The organism is Paenibacillus puldeungensis, assembly GCF_042678945.1.
Classification (GTDB): domain Bacteria; phylum Bacillota; class Bacilli; order Paenibacillales; family Paenibacillaceae; genus Fontibacillus; species Fontibacillus puldeungensis.
The window spans coordinates 221119-239395 of the sequence record NZ_JBHTLM010000002.1 but is presented as its reverse complement, the minus strand read 5'-3'; the positions used below and the strand labels follow the sequence as shown (position 1 = coordinate 239395).

General features: G+C 48.2%; 13 protein-coding genes. 6 read left to right on the top strand and 7 right to left on the bottom strand.

From position 1 onward, the window contains the following. Window positions 1–17 precede the first annotated feature (17 nt). The 6 genes from ACFQ3W_RS03800 (at window position 18) to ACFQ3W_RS03775 (ending at window position 8863) form a co-directional block, all read left to right on the top strand. Window positions 18–2084, top strand: a complete 2067-nt coding sequence (locus ACFQ3W_RS03800; protein WP_379317203.1) for a beta-galactosidase — start codon at window positions 18–20, stop codon at window positions 2082–2084. Between the two features lie 184 nt (window positions 2085–2268). After that, the gene (locus ACFQ3W_RS03795) at window positions 2269–3813 is read left to right on the top strand and encodes a response regulator transcription factor (RefSeq protein ID WP_379316770.1); all 1545 of its coding nucleotides are present in this window, start codon (window positions 2269–2271) and stop codon (window positions 3811–3813) included. Window positions 3814–3815: 2 nt separating this feature from the next. After that, window positions 3816–5549: a cache domain-containing sensor histidine kinase gene (locus ACFQ3W_RS03790; protein ID WP_379316768.1), complete on the top strand. Its 1734-nt coding sequence runs from the start codon at window positions 3816–3818 to the stop codon at window positions 5547–5549. A gap of 144 nt (window positions 5550–5693) precedes the next feature. After that, entirely contained in the window at window positions 5694–7049 is a 1356-nt protein-coding gene (locus tag ACFQ3W_RS03785; RefSeq protein ID WP_379316766.1) for an extracellular solute-binding protein, read from the top strand. Window positions 7050–7124: 75 nt separating this feature from the next. Beyond that, a complete protein-coding gene (locus ACFQ3W_RS03780; RefSeq protein ID WP_379316764.1) occupies window positions 7125–8054 on the top strand; it encodes a carbohydrate ABC transporter permease in 930 nt (309 codons plus the stop codon). Beyond that, window positions 8051–8863, top strand: coding sequence for a carbohydrate ABC transporter permease (locus ACFQ3W_RS03775; protein WP_379316762.1), 813 nt, complete (start codon window positions 8051–8053; stop codon window positions 8861–8863). The genes ACFQ3W_RS03780 and ACFQ3W_RS03775 overlap by 4 nt, the downstream gene beginning before the upstream one ends. A gap of 110 nt (window positions 8864–8973) precedes the next feature. Here ACFQ3W_RS03775 and metE read toward each other — a convergent pair whose 3' ends face one another. The 7 genes from metE to ACFQ3W_RS03740 form a co-directional block, all read right to left on the bottom strand. Next, on the bottom strand, window positions 8974–11244 hold the full coding sequence (gene metE, locus ACFQ3W_RS03770; RefSeq protein WP_379316761.1) for a 5-methyltetrahydropteroyltriglutamate--homocysteine S-methyltransferase: 2271 nt from the start codon (window positions 11242–11244) through the stop codon (window positions 8974–8976). Between the two features lie 126 nt (window positions 11245–11370). Further along, window positions 11371–12294: a LysR family transcriptional regulator gene (locus ACFQ3W_RS03765; RefSeq protein ID WP_379316760.1), complete on the bottom strand. Its 924-nt coding sequence runs from the start codon at window positions 12292–12294 to the stop codon at window positions 11371–11373. Window positions 12295–12308: 14 nt separating this feature from the next. Continuing rightward, complete coding sequence (locus ACFQ3W_RS03760) at window positions 12309–13703, bottom strand: sodium:solute symporter (protein WP_379316758.1); 1395 nt, start codon at window positions 13701–13703, stop codon at window positions 12309–12311. Window positions 13704–13847: 144 nt separating this feature from the next. Then, the gene (arcC, locus tag ACFQ3W_RS03755) at window positions 13848–14798 is read right to left on the bottom strand and encodes a carbamate kinase (protein ID WP_379316756.1); all 951 of its coding nucleotides are present in this window, start codon (window positions 14796–14798) and stop codon (window positions 13848–13850) included. Window positions 14799–14827: 29 nt separating this feature from the next. Then, a complete protein-coding gene (locus ACFQ3W_RS03750; protein ID WP_379316754.1) occupies window positions 14828–15781 on the bottom strand; it encodes an NAD(P)-dependent oxidoreductase in 954 nt (317 codons plus the stop codon). Between the two features lie 35 nt (window positions 15782–15816). After that, window positions 15817–16671, bottom strand: coding sequence for a dimethylarginine dimethylaminohydrolase family protein (locus tag ACFQ3W_RS03745; protein ID WP_379316752.1), 855 nt, complete (start codon window positions 16669–16671; stop codon window positions 15817–15819). Between the two features lie 66 nt (window positions 16672–16737). Next, the gene (locus ACFQ3W_RS03740) at window positions 16738–18261 is read right to left on the bottom strand and encodes a YfcC family protein (RefSeq protein ID WP_379316750.1); all 1524 of its coding nucleotides are present in this window, start codon (window positions 18259–18261) and stop codon (window positions 16738–16740) included. Between the last annotated feature and the right edge of the window lie 16 nt (window positions 18262–18277).

The following is an 18277-nucleotide window of genomic DNA, read 5'->3' as shown; positions in this document are numbered from 1 at the left end:
TAGGGAGGCAAAAAATGATGACTAAATCGATTCATATGGACAGATTGACTTTAGGGGTCTGTTATTACCCGGAACATTGGCCTGAGGAATTGTGGGAGGAAGATTTCCGCCGCATGCGTGAGATGAATATATCGGTCATTCGAATGGCGGAATTTGCATGGGCGATATTTGAGCCGGAAGAGGGAAAGTATGATTTTAGTTTTTTCCATCGTGTCATGGACTTGGCTCACAACTATGGCATTAAGGTCATCTTGGGAACGCCTACCGCAACACCGCCCGCTTGGCTTACGCATAAATACCCTGAGGTTCTAAACGCGAACGTGGAGGGAGTGCTGTACCGTCACGGCATGCGTCGTCATTACAATTACAGCAGTCCGAAATATAGAGCTTTATCCGAACGAATCGTTCGTAAGATGGTAGAGGCCTATAAGGATCATCCTGCGGTGATCGGCTGGCAAATTGACAACGAGCTGAACTGCGAGACCAACGTCTTCTATTCTGAAGCCGATCACGAAGCTTTTCGCGAATGGCTAAAGAATCGTTACCAAACTTTAGATAACTTGAATAAGGCTTGGGGAACTGTGTTTTGGAGTCAGACCTATACGGACTGGGAACAAGTTCATCTTTCACGTCCTACCATTAGCAATACCCCAAACCCGCATCTGGCTCTGGATGAGAAGAGGTTCTTTTCCGCCAATACAGTTTCATTTGCCAAGCTGCAAGCCGATATCATTCGAGAAATGGCGCCGAATCATTGGATTACGACCAACGGAACCTTCGGTCATTTGGACAGTCATGAGCTGACCGACGAGATTTTAGACTTCATTTCCTATGATTCATATCCGCAGTTTTCCACGATCTTCCCCGGAACCGATGAGAAACCGCTTTTGGATCGCGCCTGGAGCATGAAATTATCCAATGTGCGTTCGATGTCGCCGAACTTCTGCGTTATGGAGCAGCAATCCGGTCCGGGAGGTTGGGTAAACCGTATGGGGATGGGAACGCCCAGACCAGGACAAATTCGATTATGGTCCTATCAATCGGTGCTGCATGGAACGGACTTGCTTGTCTACTTCCGTTGGCGGACTGCCACGATGGGGACCGAAATTTATTGGCACGGCATCAATGATTATCACAACCAGCCGAACCGACGGGTTCGGGAAGTTGCCCAAGTCGGAGAGGAATTTGCAAAGATTGGCGGAGTTATCGCAGGGACAACCTACCGGGCTGAAGTGGCCATTATGCAAGACTACGATAATGAATGGGACGGAGAATTTGACAATTGGCATGGTCCGCTGCAGTGGCAAAGCACAAATGCCTGGTATAAACAGCTTCAATACGGTCATATTCCGGCAGATTTGATTACGCTACGTACGACAACTACACTTGAGGATTTAGCAAAATACAAAGTGATTGTTTATCCGCATCCGGCTATTATGACGGATGAGACGGCTGCACTTCTTACCCAATATGTTGAGCTGGGAGGTCGTCTGTTATTTGGTGCCCGAACTGGATATAAGGATTTAAACGGCCAATGCTATATGCGACCTTTCCCTGGTCCCGTTGCCGACCTGTGCGGCATTACGGTGGAAGACTTTACGTTGATTACGGGGACGGTTCCCCCGGCTGAGCTAGAATGGAAAGATAACAAGTTACCAATGGGAATGAAAGCCATGGGCTTTAACGAGGTCCTGCAAATCAATAATCCTGATGTTGAGGTAATTGCCTGGTATACCAGCGAATATTACGCGGGAAAACCTGCGTTAACCAGACGCCCGGTAGGCAGCGGCAGTGTCTGGTATTACGGCGCGGCTTACAGCGAACCCGTCGTCGATACGCTGATCAAGGAACTAGGATTAGAATCCACAGTTTCAGATTGGCTGGAGGCTCCGGCTGAGGTTGAGCTAGGCATACGTGCCTCTTCTTCCGGTGCACAATATGTTTTTTTGTTGAATTACTCGGATCAGTCCGCTTTGGTTAAGGTCAAGAAGCCGGTGAAAGAACTGCTCACAGATTCGACAGTCGCTAATGAAATTCAACTGCAGCCTTACGGCGTAATGATTCTGGAGACAGAGGAAAAGTAAGGATAGCAAGGAAGATGGGACCGTCTCCAATAATCTGGAAGCGGTCCTTTTTATTTAGGAGATACTGCCTCTTTCAGGGAACTGCGGGGGTTTTCCCCTTCGGGGATTTCCATTGACAGCGCCTTCAAGTTTCGCTATACCTGCATATATATTTGGATTACGACAGGAACGGGGGAATTCTGCAGTGAATTCATTAATTTCGGTCATGCTTGTCGATGATGAACCGCTTGCACTCGATAATGTATACCAGTTGGTTCCGTGGGAGGAGAACGGTTTTCAGGTAGTCGCAAAAGCAACCAGCGGGCGCATGGCGCTGCGAATGTTCGAAGAATTGCAGCCGCAAATCGTCATCACCGACATTTCCATGTCACCTATGGACGGCTTGGAGCTGGGACGGCTTGTGGTTCAGCTTGCTCCCAAAACCCGTTTGATCTTTCTGACTGCTTACCGTGATTTTGATTACGCCCGCGAGGCACTGGAAATGCGTGCGGCCCATTATCTGCTTAAGCACGAAATTAGCCGCAACCGCCTGCTGGAAAAGCTGAAGCTGCTTAAGGAAGACCTGGCAGCGGAAGCAGCCGAGGAAGAGGGGCACGGACACGCGCTGCATATTCTCCTTAAAGATATGCTTGCGGGCAAATACCAGGCACCCCCTGGGAACCAGGAATCCAGTCTGCACCGTCTTGTCACCGAACAGCAGCAGGGAAAACCTGCGCTGCTGTATTTCGAGCTGGATGCTGCGCTCCTGCTGGACGGCAGCCGCCAGAGCAAACGCTGGATGGTACCCGCTGTATGGAAGAGCATCGAAGGGGAAATTCGCCTCCAGACTACGGACATGGAGGATATTTATATTTTAGAGATGGATGAAGGCGGATATGCCGTACTGCTGAAGCTGTCCTCTTCAAGCAGTCTTCTGCTGCAGCAATATAATTTGCGGCAGATCGCCGCCCAACTGCTAGAGAGACTGAAAGCTAGTTGGAAGGGGGTCCTCCCCAGAATTATCATCTCTACAGGCAGCAACGCGGAATTGCCGGAGCACAGATATGCGGCGATGAGACAAGCATATGACTATTCGTTCTTCCTTCCGCCCGGGGCTATTTTCCTTCTGGATCAGGTTCCTTCAGCCGGGGCAGCGTCCGTTATTGCCGAAGAGGTTAGACAATACCTGCTGTCTCCCGAGATAAGCGTACTGGACCGGCTGAAAGACAATTTGGAAAAAGTGGCTGCCCAGGCCCGTCTGGCGGATCTTCGCGCAATCGTTAGCCAGATCAGTTACGAATGCCGCAAGGATGGGAGCTTCAGCTTCGATCACCCGCTGGGCACCGACGCGCGGCAGATCGCAGGCAGCCTGTGCAGGATTCTGGAGGACCGTTTGCAGCGACTACAGCTTAAGAAAAATTATTCCCGCTGGGTCAACAAAGCGATGGAATATGTCGCCAGCAATTATGCCGATCCCGACCTGTCTCTGGAGACGATCGCGAACCATCTGCAGATCAGCAGCATTCATCTGCGCACCACCTTCAAGCGGGAGACCGGCCAATCCCTGCTGGACTACACTACAGAATACCGGATCGCGCTGGCCAAACAGCTCCTACAGACCGGCCAATTTAAGATATACGAGATATCCGAGAAGGTTGGTTACAAAACCAGCCAATATTTCAGTCAGGTGTTCAAAAAGACCACCGGCATACAGCCAAAGGACTTCCTACAGCAGAAGGGCAGCGAGTAACCATGCGCAAAATTAAAAATAAAATTCTCGGCAGTGTCATTCTCATCGTCACTCTGTCAGTAACGGCCATCAGCGCACTGGCGTATGAGAAGTTTTCGACTATTCTCGAAGCCCAGGCGCTGCGCGAGGACACCATACATCTGGAGCAGACAACGAATCAGATGAATCACTTGATTGATGATGTGCAGAAATACGCCGCCAACATGGTCAACGACGAGTTGCTCCAGCAGTTCGCAGCGCGGCTGCAATATCCCTCGACATATGATGAGCTCAGTGCGTACCATGATGTGGTCACCCAACTGACCAAATTCAATGTGCTGCGCGATTACCTCGAAAGCTCGGCCATTGTCCGCTCTGATGGCAAGGTTTTCTGGTCCTCCCTGTATATTGATCCTTATTTTGAACAACTGCTTCAGCAGGATTGGTACCAAAAGATACTAAAAAGCAACGCCAAAAGCGGATTTTCAGCTCCTCACACTATAATGGAACCCCAAAGTAAAAAGGTCGTCAGCTTCTTTATCCGTTTCGATCCCCAGTACGGCGGTGTGCTGCTACTGAATATTGATTATTCGGCTTTTGAAAGTATATTTCAGTATTTGAGTAAGTCCTTTGATCAGGTGGCCTGGATAGGGCCAGACCGCACATTCCTGTATCAACAGGGCATCGAAGCGTACCCTCCCGAAGCTGAAGTACTGGCGGCTGACGGACCGGACATCAAAGTGACCAAACATAACAAAGGCTATTATCTGACCAGCACCTTTGATAAATCACAGTGGTCCGTCTTCACATTTACCTCCAAGGACCGGTTTTACGAATGGGTTGGAGATATTGTGCGCTACTGGGCCATCTTCCTCGCGCTCTGCCTGATGCTCTGCTTCCTGTTGTTCCTTCCGATCATCTCCAACATTATCCGCCCGATTCTGCAGATGACCAAGGCCATGAAGCAGGTATCCATGGGCAACTACAATGTTCAGCTGTCGTTCCACAGCAATGACGAGCTCTCTGTGCTGAAGAACGGCTTTGAAATGATGCTGGGCGATATTGAGCGGCAGATGAGCGAAAAAGTGGAGCAGGAGCGTTGGAAACGCAAAATGTCCGCCGAGCTGCTTTTCGCACAGATCAATCCCCATTTTATCTACAATACACTGAACACCGTTGTTTATCTGGCCCGCAAAAAAAATTACACTGCAATCGAGGAAATGATTGAGTCCTTCATTGGCATTCTGCATGATGCAGTCAATATCGGCGACGCCGGTCTGTATGTCACGATAAAGCAGGAGATGAACATTATCAATCACTTCGTGCGCATCCAGAAATATAGATATCCGGACCGGTTCGAGCTAGTCTGGAACGTGGAAGAACAGGCGATGGGCGACTATATTCCGAAAAGCCTGATTCAGCCACTGGTGGAAAATTCCATATTTCACGGCTTCTCAGAGAAGGAGTCTGTAGGCCATATAGAAATCATTATCCGCAAACGCAGCGGGCGGCTGCGAATCTCGGTCAAGGATGACGGCTGCGGTATGAGCCAGGAGAAGGCCCGGGCCATTATGAACGGCACCCTGCCACCGGCACGCCTTCCTTCGGGGGCCATGAAGCAGATTGGACTGTGGAATATCCGGGAACGAATCGAATATTTGTACGGGCAGGAAGGGCGTCTGATTATCACTTCACGCGAGCAGGAAGGCACAAAGGTATCCGTTCTCCTGCCCTCACGGCAGCATTCCGCCGATTGAAAGCACTATCATTATTTATACAAAACCATCGGATCGTCTCGTTGTTGGACGATGCCGTCAAGCTTATAGTACTACTATACAGACGGACGGAAGGGCATCACAGGAACCGCCGGCTGTCACAACAGATGCAAGGGGGACATTGATTTGCACAATCTATTTAGCAAGAAAACATCGGTCATCGCGCTTGTTCTGACTTTATGCCTCACCTTGGTGCTTGCCGGCTGCGGCAACGGAAACAATAGCGGCAACAGCGCTTCCAAGGGCACAAACAGCACAAACAGTGCGACTAACTCAAGCGATCCCGCAAAAGCTTCCGGTAAATTGACGGTATGGGGCTGGGATAAGGGCTGGTTCGAGAAGACTGCAGCGAAGTTTAACGAGAAGTTCCCGAACATCAAGCTTGATTTCGTCGAAGTATCGGCAGGGGATTACCTGAAAAAAATCCAGACCTCCATCGCCTCCGGCTCCGAACTACCCGATATTATTTGGGCGGAAGCGGCTTTCCGCGGCGCTCTGTATGAGCTGAACGTGCTGCAGAACTTGTCCGGAGAACCGTACAACTTTGATAAGTCCAATCTGCTCGACTTCGAACTGCCGCTGCTGTCGAACAGCAAGGGCGAACTTGTTGGTCTGGAGCAATCCGGCTCTCCTGGCGCACTGGCCTATAAGCGTGACCTGGCTAAAAAGTATTTTGGGACGGATGATCCCGATCAATTAACAGCCATGTTCACTGACTGGGATACCTTTATCGCCAAAGGCAAAGAGGTATATGACAAAAGCGGCGGTAAGACGTTCATGCTGGGCAGTCTAATGGATGCCTACACCATCTTCTCCAACCAGGGTAAAACCGCGATTGTTGACGGAACCAAAGTGAACACCAAAGAGGTACTGCGGATGTTTACTCAACTGCAGTCCATCCGCGATAATAACGGCGAGGGCAAGCTGGCAATGTGGTCGCCAACCTGGAATGCCTCATACTCGAAAGACAATGTTATCTTCTATCCTGCGGCGAACTGGTCGCCACAATTCGTTATTAAACCAAATGACAAGGCCAGCAATGGCCGCTGGGGCCTGATGGTGCCTCCGGAAGGCGGATACCCATATGGCGGTACGACCATCGGCATTTGGAAAGACAGCAAAAACAAGGATGCCGCTTGGACTTATCTCAGCTGGCTGTTAGGCTCTGACGAAGGCGCTGAAGCCAACTTTGCCGCCTCCGACTACATTTTGCCGCTGAAGTCCTTCTTCAAAGACACAGCCAAGCTCTCCTCCGGAGCCGATAAATATTTCGGCGGACAGGACCTCGGAAAGTTCTGGGTAGAGAAGGTATTCCCGAGCATGCAGTCCAAAGCTGTTACCAAGTACGACCAGGATATTTACAGCGCTTCAGAGCTGGTGCTGCAGACCATGGCGCAGGATAAAGGCTTTGACGCCAAGCAGGCACTGGAGAAATGGGAAGAACAGCTGAAGAAAAACCACCCAGAGCTGACCTTTGAATAAAAAAATACTATATAAAAAGCGGCGGCCCGCTCGAAAGAACAGGCTGCCGTTTTTACGGATAGGAAGTGAATGATCATGCAGAAAGCGAAGGGAATCAGCAGTAAAAATAAATGGCCGTATCTGTTTATTACCCCTTATTTCTTATCCTACGCAGTACTGAGCTTGTTTCCGATCCTCTTCACCCTCTACATCAGCCTTACTGACTGGGATTTGTACGGCAACCGGAATTTCATCGGACTCAGCAATTACACACAGCTGTTTTTCCATGACGCCTTCTTCTGGAGATCTCTACTCAATGTCATCATTTTTATGGCAGTATACCTTCCGGCTCTTGTTCTTGTGGGTATGTTGATGGCTAGTCTGATCGAGAGCAAGCTGATCCGCCGAAAAACCTTTTTCCGACTCAGCGTATTTAGTGCCTATATGACGACTCCGGTCGCTGTCGGGATTATCTTCTCGCTGCTGTTCGACTGGCAGGGCGGGTTTATCAATAATCTTCTGATGGAGCTGGGCATCATTCAGGAGAAGATCAATTGGCTGGGTTCAGCCAGTTCCTCCCGTTGGGTGGTCATCCTGATGGTATTTTGGAAAAACCTTGGATACTTCGTCATGTTCTACACCGCAGGGATGGCCAGCATTGACACCTCCATCTACGAGGCAGCAATGATCGACGGAGCATCATCCAAAAATGTGTTCCTGCGCATTACCATTCCGCTGCTGAAGCCGATCAACCTGTTTCTAATCATCACCTCTATTATCAGCGGCTTGCAGCTGGTGGAAGAACCGATGCTGCTGTTCAGCGGCTGGGCTTCCGGCTCCAGTATGATAGGCGGGCCTGACGGCTCCACCTTTACACCGATCTGGTATATGTTCGATGCTTCATTCAACGGCAGTGCGTTCAAATACGGCAAAGGGGCAGCGATCGCTTACGGCACCTTCCTGTTTATCGCCTTGTTCTCGGTGGTTGGCATGAAATGGATTAACAGGGACGGTGACGAAAAATGAGAGTAAAAAAGTTCTTTACCGTATTGCTGCTTAGCCTAATAGCTATCGCCTTCATGTTCCCTTTCTATATGATGATTGTGATGGGAACCTATTATTCCGAAGACCTGTTCAAGCAACTTCCCATTCTGCCCAGCAATTATTTATTAGAGAACCTAAAAACGATCATGTCCGGTAATTTCCTCCGGAATTATTGGAACAGCTTCTATGTTGCCGTTCTGTTCACTCTGGTAACGGTTGGCATCGCCTCGATTACTGGCTTTGCTTTTGCCAAGTATGAATTCAAGGGAAAAAATGCACTGTATAGCTTCATTCTGTTGACGATGATGATCCCCGGTCACTTGGGCCTGATTGCTTATGTCATGGAAATGAAATGGTTCCACCTTAACAACACCCATGCGCCGCTGATTCTGGCAGGACTGAACAATGCCTTCGGAGTATTTTTTATGACCCAGTTCATCCGCTCCTCCGTTCCAACGGAGGTCATTGAAAGCGCGCGGATCGACGGCTGCACAGAACCAACCATTCTCACAAGAATCGTTGTTCCATTTCTGCTGCCGGCCATCAGCACCCTGGGGCTGATCTCCTTCCTCGGCTCTTGGAACGGCTATCTGCTGCCGCTAGTAACGATCAACAAGCCGGAGCTGTACACGCTTCCGCTAGGGATTGCGAATCTGTCCACAGTCTTCCGCACGGACTATTCGGCAAGTATCCTTGGTCTTACCCTCGGCACGCTGCCACTGGTCATTCTCTTTCTAATGGGCTCCAAAACGCTGGTTAGAGGACTCACCGGCGGTGCCGTCAAAGGGTAATCTTCACGAACGCTGCAGCCTAGATTTAAGATGAATTACTCAGCTTATAGCTATCACGCTAAAACAAGAGCAGAACCCAGAAGAGGTTCTGCTCTTTGTTTTATATAGATTCACAGCTGCCCTCTAACCTGGGAAGCTGCCTCTACAAGATGTTTAAGGCTTGCGAGCGTCTCTGCTTCCCCGCGCGTTTTGAGACCGCAGTCCGGGTTAAGCCATAGCTTTTCCGGGCTGATTTTTTGCAGCATGGACTGGATGGAAGCGGCCATTTCTTCTTTTGCCGGAATCCTCGGCGAATGTATGTCATATACCCCCGGGCCAACGGCCGTTTTGAACCCGCTCTGTATAATGGCATCCACGATGGACAGGTTAGAGCGAGAAGCTTCAAAAGAGATTACATCTGCATCCATGGCATCGATATCTCCAAGAATCTCCTGGAACTCGCTATAGCACATATGGGTGTGAATCTGTGTGCTCGCCTTCACGCCGCTGTGAACTAGTCGAAACGCCGGAATCGCCCAGTCCAGATATTCGGTGTGCCAGTCAGACTTTCGCAAAGGGAGCTTCTCCTTGAGCGCCGCCTCGTCAACTTGGATGATCCGCAGCCCGGCGGCTTCCAAATCAAGAACTTCATCGCGGATGGCCAGCGCAATTTGCAGGGCCATTTCCTTGGAGCTAATATCTTCGCGAGGAAAAGACCAGTTTAAGATCGTAACCGGGCCGGTCAGCATCCCTTTAACAGGTTTGTCGGTCAGGCTCTGCGCATATTGGGAAATTTCCACCGAAATCGGGGAGCTTCTCTTCACATCTCCCCATATGATCGGAGGCTTGACGCAGCGGGTGCCATAGGATTGTACCCATGCCTGCTTGGTGAACAGGAAACCGGAAAGCTTTTCACCGAAATACTCCACCATGTCGTTACGCTCAAATTCACCATGCACAAGCACATCCAGCCCCAGCTTTTCCTGCAGAGAAATGCAATTTTTGATCATCGACCGCAAATTTTCTTCATACTGAGCGGCGGTGATTTCCCCTTTCTTATACTTGGAGCGATTGGACTTTACTGCTTGGGTTTGCGGGAAGGAACCGATCGTCGTCGTCGGCAGCAGCGGAAGCTGCAATGCTGCTTTCTGAAGTGCCGCCCTCTCTGCAAATGCAGGGCTTCTGGTAAAATCAGCATCCGTCAGACCATCAATTCGCTGCTGCACGCTTGGCTCCGATTTATGCCGGGCAGTTCCTTGAACCTGCGCATTGGTTATGATCTTCGGGCTGCGCTCAGAGGCGTTGTCGTCGACTAACGCTTTTAACTCGGAAAGCTCCTCAAGCTTTTCCTCCGCAAAGGCAAAAGCGCTGCGAATCGATTCATCTAGCTGCTCCTCCGACTGCACGGTATAAGGAACATGAAGCAGGGAACATGATGTGCTAATGACGATTTGCAGGGCAGATTTCTGGAGGTCCCGAAGCGTTTGTAGGGTTTTTCCGTAATCGTTGCGCCAAATATTTTTTCCGTTGACCACTCCTGCAAACAATAGTTTGTCCTTTGGGAAACCATATCGTTGAACCAGGGAGAACGATTCTCTTCCCTCGACGAAATCAAGACCAATGCCATCCAAGGCCAGCGCAGTGACATCTGTGTAGCAGTCGCGTATGTCTCCAAAATAGGTTTGCAGCAAAATTTTCAATTCGCCTTTTTGCTCCAACAGCGCGGTGTAAATCTGCGTAAACAGCGTAATATCCGCATGGGTGAGGTCCGTTACCAAAATCGGCTCATCCAACTGCAGCCAATCAGCCCCCAAATCGCCCAGCTGGCGAATCAGTTGAACATACGCACGGACGGTCACATCCACATAATCGTGAAGCTGTTTCTTCCCTTTATATTTCGCAAGCTTCAAAAAAGTGAACGGCCCTATAACAACGGGCTTGGTCTGAATTCCTTGTTCCTTTGCCTCCAAAAACTCATCGAACGGCTTGTTCCCGGACAGCCGAATTTCGATTTGGTCGTCAAGCTCCGGAACGATATAGTGATAGTTGGTGTTAAACCATTTACGCATAGATAAGGCCTTTACGTCACCGTTCCCCCCCTGATAGCCTCTCGCCATGGCGAAATAGGTATCGAGTTCATTAAGGTGCAAATCCCTGTAACGCCGAGGGATGGCCCCTAACAAAACGGCCGTATCCAGCATCCCATCGTAAAACGAAAAATCGTTCGAAGGAATCAGATCGATGCCGTAGCCGGATTGCACCTCCCACTGCTCACTACGCAGTTTTTTGGCATTTTCTTTTAGCTGATGCTCTGAAATCTTTCCATGAAAATAGTCCTCTGTCCAAAACTTCAACTCTCTGTATTTTCCGATCCGCGGGTAACCGATAACCGATGCTTGCATGCTGTTTCCTCCTTATCTCCGAGCTTCACTGCACTGGAGTCTGAAAGTTTTTACCAGCATAGCATGCGAAAAATCATATAGGGTAACATGTATTTTTTATGCGAGCTTATAGAGTGAGTCTATACCCTATTCCAGCAGAGCAAGTCCGGAGCTTCGAATCACAGTCTTTAATTCCTGCACATAAACTTGAGCCTGCTTGCTGATTTGCAGCTGATGATTGGCAATCCAGCCGACTTGGATATGATCATCGACCCGGAGCGGCACCGAAGTAATGTTATCCCCGTTGAGATCGGCGCTGACAATGCCCGTGGAGATCGTATAGCCGTTCAGTCCAATGAGTAAATTGAACAAGGTGGCTCTGTCGCTGACATGAATGCTTTTCTTACGGAACACCGTGCTCAATATTTCTTCTGAGAAATAAAAAGAGTTATATTCTCCTTGTTCAAAGGACAGGTACGGGTATTCCTCCAAGTCCTCGAGTGTAACGAACCTCCGGCCGGAGAGCGGGTTTTGCGTGCTGATAAAGATATGTGGCTCCGCTTCAAACAGCGGATGAAAATCAAGGCGGTTTTCCCGCAGCATCTTCTCAATGACCTTGCGATTAAACGGGTTCATATACAAAATGCCGATTTCGCTGCGCAAATTTTTCACATCTTCGATGATTTCATGAGTGCGTGTCTCGCGCAGCGTAAACTCGTATTCCTCCGCACCGCTCTGCTGGATCATATTGACGAAGGCATTGACGGCAAAAGCATAATGCTGCGTAGAGATGGAGCAAAGCTGACGCGAGGGCTTTTTGTTCAAATAACGCTGCTCGAGCAGCGCCGCCTGTTCTACCACCTGCCTGGCATAGCCGAGAAACTCCGCGCCGTCCACCGAAAGCGTAATCCCTTTAGGCGACCGGATAAACAGCTCCACTCCAACCTCCGCTTCCAGTTCCTTGATCGCGCTGGACAAACTGGGCTGCGTGATAAACAGCTTCTTGGCTGCCTCGTTGATTGAGCCGCAGTTCACCACTGCGATCATGTATTTTAGCTGCTGAAGTGTCATTTTCCACCTCCTTACTATTTTCCAAACTGAGAGTCTACTTTTTCTTTGCTTATTAGATTAACAGCAATATAAACTACTAAACCGGCTAACATACCATATAATATTGGAAAAATTGAGGAAGTTCCATATTTTATAAATAAAACTGTAACGATGATTGAGCTTGCGGCAAGCGAGTATACCCCGGATTTGGAACTGTATCTCTTAAGTACAAAGCTGGCCAACACCGGTACAAATACGCAGCCGGAAAGATACCCGTAACAAATATCGATACCTACAAGTACATCTCTAATCCAAAGTGCGCAGATCATTACGATGATGCCAATAGATACTGCAAAGCCTCGCGTAACCCAGATTGCTTTTTTCTCATCCGGATTTCTGTTAATAAACCTTTGATACAGGTCATTATAAAGAATTGTAGATGATGCAAGTATGGTTCCGCTGGATACCGACATGGTAGCAGCCACAGCAGCCGCCAGAACGATCCCCTTGATTCCGGCGGGAAGAAATGAAATAACACCGGAAACAAATGCTGTCTGCGGATCATCAAGATTTGGCAGCAGTATAAAAACACTCATTCCAATGATTGCGGTTGCAAATGCATAAAGAATACTGTAACAACCAGCCAGAATCGTGCCTGTTGAAGCAATTCTATCGTTTTGGGCTGTAAAAATTCTTTGCCAGATATCCTGACCGATTATCAGCCCGGGGACATATAAAATAATATATAAAAAGCTTCCATGAAACCCCATACTGGTTATAGTTAAGTGAGATGCGGGGATGCTGATTATAAATTTGTCCCATCCGCCTACGGCATGTATGCTGAATACTGGAGCCAGAATTAATATCCCTAACGTTTTGATGACAAATTGAATGATATCCGTCAACGTTACGGACCACATTCCGCCGATAAATGTATATAATATAACGATTCCACCGCCAATAACCATGGACAATACAGAGCTTATTCCAAATGTACCGCCAATGATTGTTCCTATGGCAATCACTTGCACGATACTTAGAGTTATCGTATAAATAAAGGTCAATAATGAGCTGAAAATTCTTGCATAGCTCCCGTAACTTGCTTCGACGACATCATTGATGCTCAATGCTTTCAATTTTGACAACTTCGATGAAACTAATAGTCCGGTAAGTATTAAGCCTATCCCTATACTCACATTGAGCCAGACGCCCCCGAACCCAAACAGATACCCTAACTTCACGCTTCCAACCGTAGAACCTCCGCCTAAGGCAAGGGCGGTCATACAACCAAAAAACATGGGGAAGGAGAGTCTTCTTCCGGCAACCAGAAAGTCCTCTTTCGATTTTGCCAACTTCATTGAAAAACAGCCTACTCCGATAATGACTATAAAATACAAAAGAATTAGTGAATAATCCAGCGCAGATAACATAGTCATTTGGTCTCCTTTGTATTCATAAGGCGATAAGTTATCATTCTTCCTCTGGCTAACGACCACAACAGGGAGCTCACATCAAGGTGGACTCCCTGTATGATCGTTCATTTGGTCTGACCCTTCGTCAATGTCCCGGTGCCGTCACGAAAAAGTAATTTCGGTACCGGTTTTGCCTTCTAACGCATCGATTGCCTTGTCAAGCGAGGTGATGATGGCCTTCTTCTCCGGGTTATAGCGTACAAATTTCATGGCGGCCTGAACCTTGGGAAGCATGCTGCCGACTGCAAAATGACCCTCATCGATATATTGGGAGGCCTCTGTCAGTGACATGTGAGAAAGGTTCTTCTGTTCAGGCGTATTGAAGCGGATAGCTACCTTTTCTACTTCGGTTAATATCATCAGGATGTCGGCATCTACCTGTTCAGCAAGAAGCTCAGCCGCAAAGTCCTTGTCGATCACAGCCGCCACACCTTCAAGGGTACCATCGGGATTTTCCGCGACCGGAATTCCTCCTCCTCCGCAGGTGATTACAATGGTGTCGTTCCACAGTTTTTTGACCGCACTGATTTCTACGATTCTGCGCGGCAGTGGAGATGCCACCAATCTACGCCATCCTCTGCCCGCATCTTCTTTCATTACATAGCCTTTTTTCACGGCAATATCGCTAGCTTCATCCTCCGTATAAAAGGGCCCGATAGGCTTTGTAGGAGCCTTAAATGCAGGGTCTGCTCTTTCCACAACCATCTGGGTGGCAAGGGTGACGACGGGCACATTACGGTTACGCTTACTAAGGGCATATCTTAGCGATTGCTGAAGATGGTAGCCAATATACCCCTGGGACATCGCCCCGCAGACATCAAATGGCATAGGTGGGACAACATCTCTTGCAGTCTCGCAGGCAAGAACGATACGTCCTACCTGTGGACCGTTGCCATGAACAATGGCCATTTCATAACCGCTATTGCTGATTTCCGCTATATGCTCGCACGTTTTCTTGACCACTTCAAGCTGTGCTTCAGCGGTAGGTTCATCGTTTTTGGACTGAAGGGCATTTCCTCCCAAGGCGATGACTATTTTTTGCTTGTTTGACACTTTAATTCCTCCGTTGTACATATTCCTGATTATACCTCGTTGACAAGCTTGAATACCTTTTCCTTGTTTCCAGACAGAAAATGAACAATATTCTCGCATGAAATACGCTGCATTTCTGTCATGGACTGAGAGGAATAAAAGGCCGCATGAGGTGTAATAATCACATTATCGCGGTTAGCAAGTATGTGATTTTTGAGCTTGGCCGTTTCGTCTTTCAGAACGTCCAATCCTGCAGCCCGAACCAGCTTCCTGTCCAGCGCATCAGCAAGGTCCTGCTCATTTATGCTCAGACCTCTGCCTAAATTCAGGAAAATCGGAGTGCGTTTCATTTTGTTAAACTCTTTTTCCGTAAAATACTCAATATTTGAACTTCCGAGATTCATATGGTTCGAGATCACGTCAGCGCCTTCAAATATATCGCCCGGCTCGACCATCTGAATGCCCAGTTGTGCCGCCGTTTCCTTTGTAACTAAAGGATCGGTTGCGATTACGGTCATCCCCAGACCTTGGGCAAGTTTTGCAACACGTTTGCCGATCTTTCCTAGGCCAAAAATGCCGAGCGTTTGATTCCCTATGCGGACAGGGGCCTGGGGAGTGTCATACTTCCACTGATTGTTTTTTTCAATATCATACGTGTAACTTTTAAGGTTTTTGTTGAGGGCCAACATAAGCGCAATGGTATGTTCCGCAACATCATCGGTACAGTATTCACCAACGGGGCAGACACCCACGCTATGTTTTGTCGCCTCCACCAAGTCCACATTATCGTATCCGGTGGCGTTAATGGATATCACCTGCAAATTGCGCGCATGATCGAGTACATCTTTATCAATCTTAATAAATGCCGTGAGCAGTGCAGTTGCGTCGCTGATCTTATCGAGGAATTCGCTTCTTTTCTCATCGGTATATTCATAGACGCAGATTTCTGCTTCGGGGAACCCCTTCTTCAATACTTGGATCTCATATTCATGAGAAGGCATCATCGAATCTTTGTAATCGCTTATAAGAACTTTCATGATTATGCCTCTCTGCGGATTGGGAAAGTCATGCAGTGAGGGCCGCCTCCTGCCTTCAAAATTTGGCGAAGGTCTACTTCAATAACATCAAGCCCAAGCGCCTTCATTTTGTCATTTACCGACTTGTTATTCTTTATGGCAAGAACCTTTCCGTTACCGAGAGCTTGTACATTGCAGCCATGCTTGAATACAAGTTCGCTTTCAACAGGGATGATTGTAAAATTGCGCCGTTTCAGCATCTGCATGAAGTTGTACGGAAGTTCGTTAACAGCAGCAAGGCAAACCTTTTCCGCGACGATATTGAACACCATGTCCAGATGTAGATTTGCCGGAGGACACGGAACGCCGACGACGGTGTAGCCGAACTTGGCAAGCTGCTCGCGGAGGTTCGCAACACCTGCCTCGTCGGTACGGTCTACTTGGCCGAAGGCAATGGTGTGTTCATCAATCATCCAGATGTCGCCACCCTCGAAACAGCCGACGTTACAGCGCGCAATAACCGGAACTCCCAGTTCCTCAAGCTTTGCTTCATAAGCCGCGGTTTCAACCTGACGGGCGGGGTGGCGAAATTTTCCAATAATCGCACCTTCTTTTACGCAGCCGCCGAAATCGCGGGCGAAAGTCTGAACTTGCATATTTTTGTCAGGAGTCATCTCAACGACCTCAACACCGTTTGCCCGGTATGCGTCCATGAGCTCGTTCCATTCTTTGACCATCAGGTCATTTTGCTCGGTCTCCCCTTTTTCCATCCAGCTTTTGGTGATTTCATTGATCGCGTTAAAAACATAATATTTAGGGGAGCATACCAAAACTTTTTTCAATACATTGGTTGCGTTTGAAACAAATACTTCAGCCATAACTCTAGCCTCCATCAATAGATTATTGATTGAAAAATCAGGATATCAAATACGGCATTCATACTTTTAAATCAGCACACCCGCAATCAGAAAAGCCGCGGAAACGGAAAATAGGACTATCATAAATTTCCAATTGCTCTTAACCCACTGACCATAGCCGATATGTGCAGCCTGTGTACAGGTCATAACTATAATCGATGTGGGCATTATCATCTTGGCCATACCAAGAGCCATCAAATAAATATCAACCATGATTTCTTCCTTCACTCCGGCAAAAACGGCTAACGGAGCCATAATCGACATGGTCGCGGCAGCCAGTCCGGTAGAACTGGGAATAAAGGATGCCATGATCAGATAGAAAACAAGACAAACCACGACAAACGCAATAGAAGGCAGACTGCTCAGGGTATTTTCGCCAAAGTGCAAAATCGTTGGAGTAATCGCACCGCCATTCATAATGACCTGGATGCCTCTGGCCAGGGGGACGATGAATGCGGTAGAAACCAGTCCGGCAGCTCCTTTAATAAGGATATTGAGCGTTTTGTCAATTTTGTAGTGCAGTACATACCCGGAAATAATGGTTGAAACGATGAGCATGGCGTTGATCTCATTGAAGAACCATTGACCAAGGGGTACCATATCTTTCCCCAGGACAGTGCCCAGGACAGGGGTGTCAGCAATCCATTTTGCAAGATCCTCGAAAAAGGTCCAATTGGAATTAAGCGAAGACCATGGAATCAGGGAAACGATCATGATAGCAAACGTCGCGCAAAAGATTCCAAGCACGATTTTTTGCTCTTTGGTCATGGAAGCGTCTTCATTATCAGCGGTAGGAAACTCATTCAGATCTTCAGCTCTTCTGAAGAATTGAGGGGAAGACTGAGGATTTTTCTTGACTTTGTCGGCATAACGACAAATGTAATAAGAAATAATCGCCATGAACACCACAAAAATGATAACGCGCATGATCATGCCATTTCCCGGGCTTATCCCGGCAATACTGGAGGCAATCCCGGTAGCAAAAGGGTTGACAATAGATGCAAGGCACCCACCTTGAGTGCCGAACACGACAATCATGACTGCAACCATCGTATCAAGGCCAAGGGCAAGTACTATGGGCAGGAACATCATCAAATAGACAAATCCTTCTTCATAAGAACCTTGGACTGTTCCGAAAATCCCCATGACCGTTACCAGAATAACGATAAGAGCATGGAAATTTTTTTGGTTCTTGATCGCAATACGTTTTAGGAAAAGTTTAATGGCTCCCGACTGATCCATCATTTCCAAAAAGCTGCCGAACAGCATAATGTTCAGCGAAATGGCAATGGCTCCTGAAACGGATTCATTACCGATCATCCCGATAATTGGCGCCATTAAAATATCCCACAATCCCTGAGGTTTGGCTGCCGATCCGGAATAGGTTCCGGCAATAGCCCGCCCTGCCTTATCGAGCTGGTATTGCCCGCCGGGCACGATCCAGGTCAGCACCGCCACAAGAACCAGAATGAAAAATATAATGACATAAGCATTAGGAGACTTAAACTGTCTTTCCTGAAGTATGTTGGTTTCTTTTTTTCGACCAAACATAGATTTTCTTCCTCTC

Coding starts and splice junctions, on each gene's coding strand:
- ACFQ3W_RS03745 (WP_379316752.1), bottom strand. CDS start 16,671: ATGGCTGAAGTATTTGTTTCAAACGCAACCAATGTATTGAAAAAAGTT.
- ACFQ3W_RS03775 (WP_379316762.1), top strand. CDS start 8,051: ATGAGAGTAAAAAAGTTCTTTACCGTATTGCTGCTTAGCCTAATAGCT.
- ACFQ3W_RS03800 (WP_379317203.1), top strand. CDS start 18: ATGACTAAATCGATTCATATGGACAGATTGACTTTAGGGGTCTGTTAT.
- ACFQ3W_RS03790 (WP_379316768.1), top strand. CDS start 3,816: ATGCGCAAAATTAAAAATAAAATTCTCGGCAGTGTCATTCTCATCGTC.
- ACFQ3W_RS03740 (WP_379316750.1), bottom strand. CDS start 18,261: ATGTTTGGTCGAAAAAAAGAAACCAACATACTTCAGGAAAGACAGTTT.
- ACFQ3W_RS03760 (WP_379316758.1), bottom strand. CDS start 13,703: ATGTTATCTGCGCTGGATTATTCACTAATTCTTTTGTATTTTATAGTC.
- ACFQ3W_RS03750 (WP_379316754.1), bottom strand. CDS start 15,781: ATGATGCCTTCTCATGAATATGAGATCCAAGTATTGAAGAAGGGGTTC.
- metE (WP_379316761.1), bottom strand. CDS start 11,244: ATGCAAGCATCGGTTATCGGTTACCCGCGGATCGGAAAATACAGAGAG.
- ACFQ3W_RS03765 (WP_379316760.1), bottom strand. CDS start 12,294: ATGACACTTCAGCAGCTAAAATACATGATCGCAGTGGTGAACTGCGGC.
- ACFQ3W_RS03780 (WP_379316764.1), top strand. CDS start 7,125: ATGCAGAAAGCGAAGGGAATCAGCAGTAAAAATAAATGGCCGTATCTG.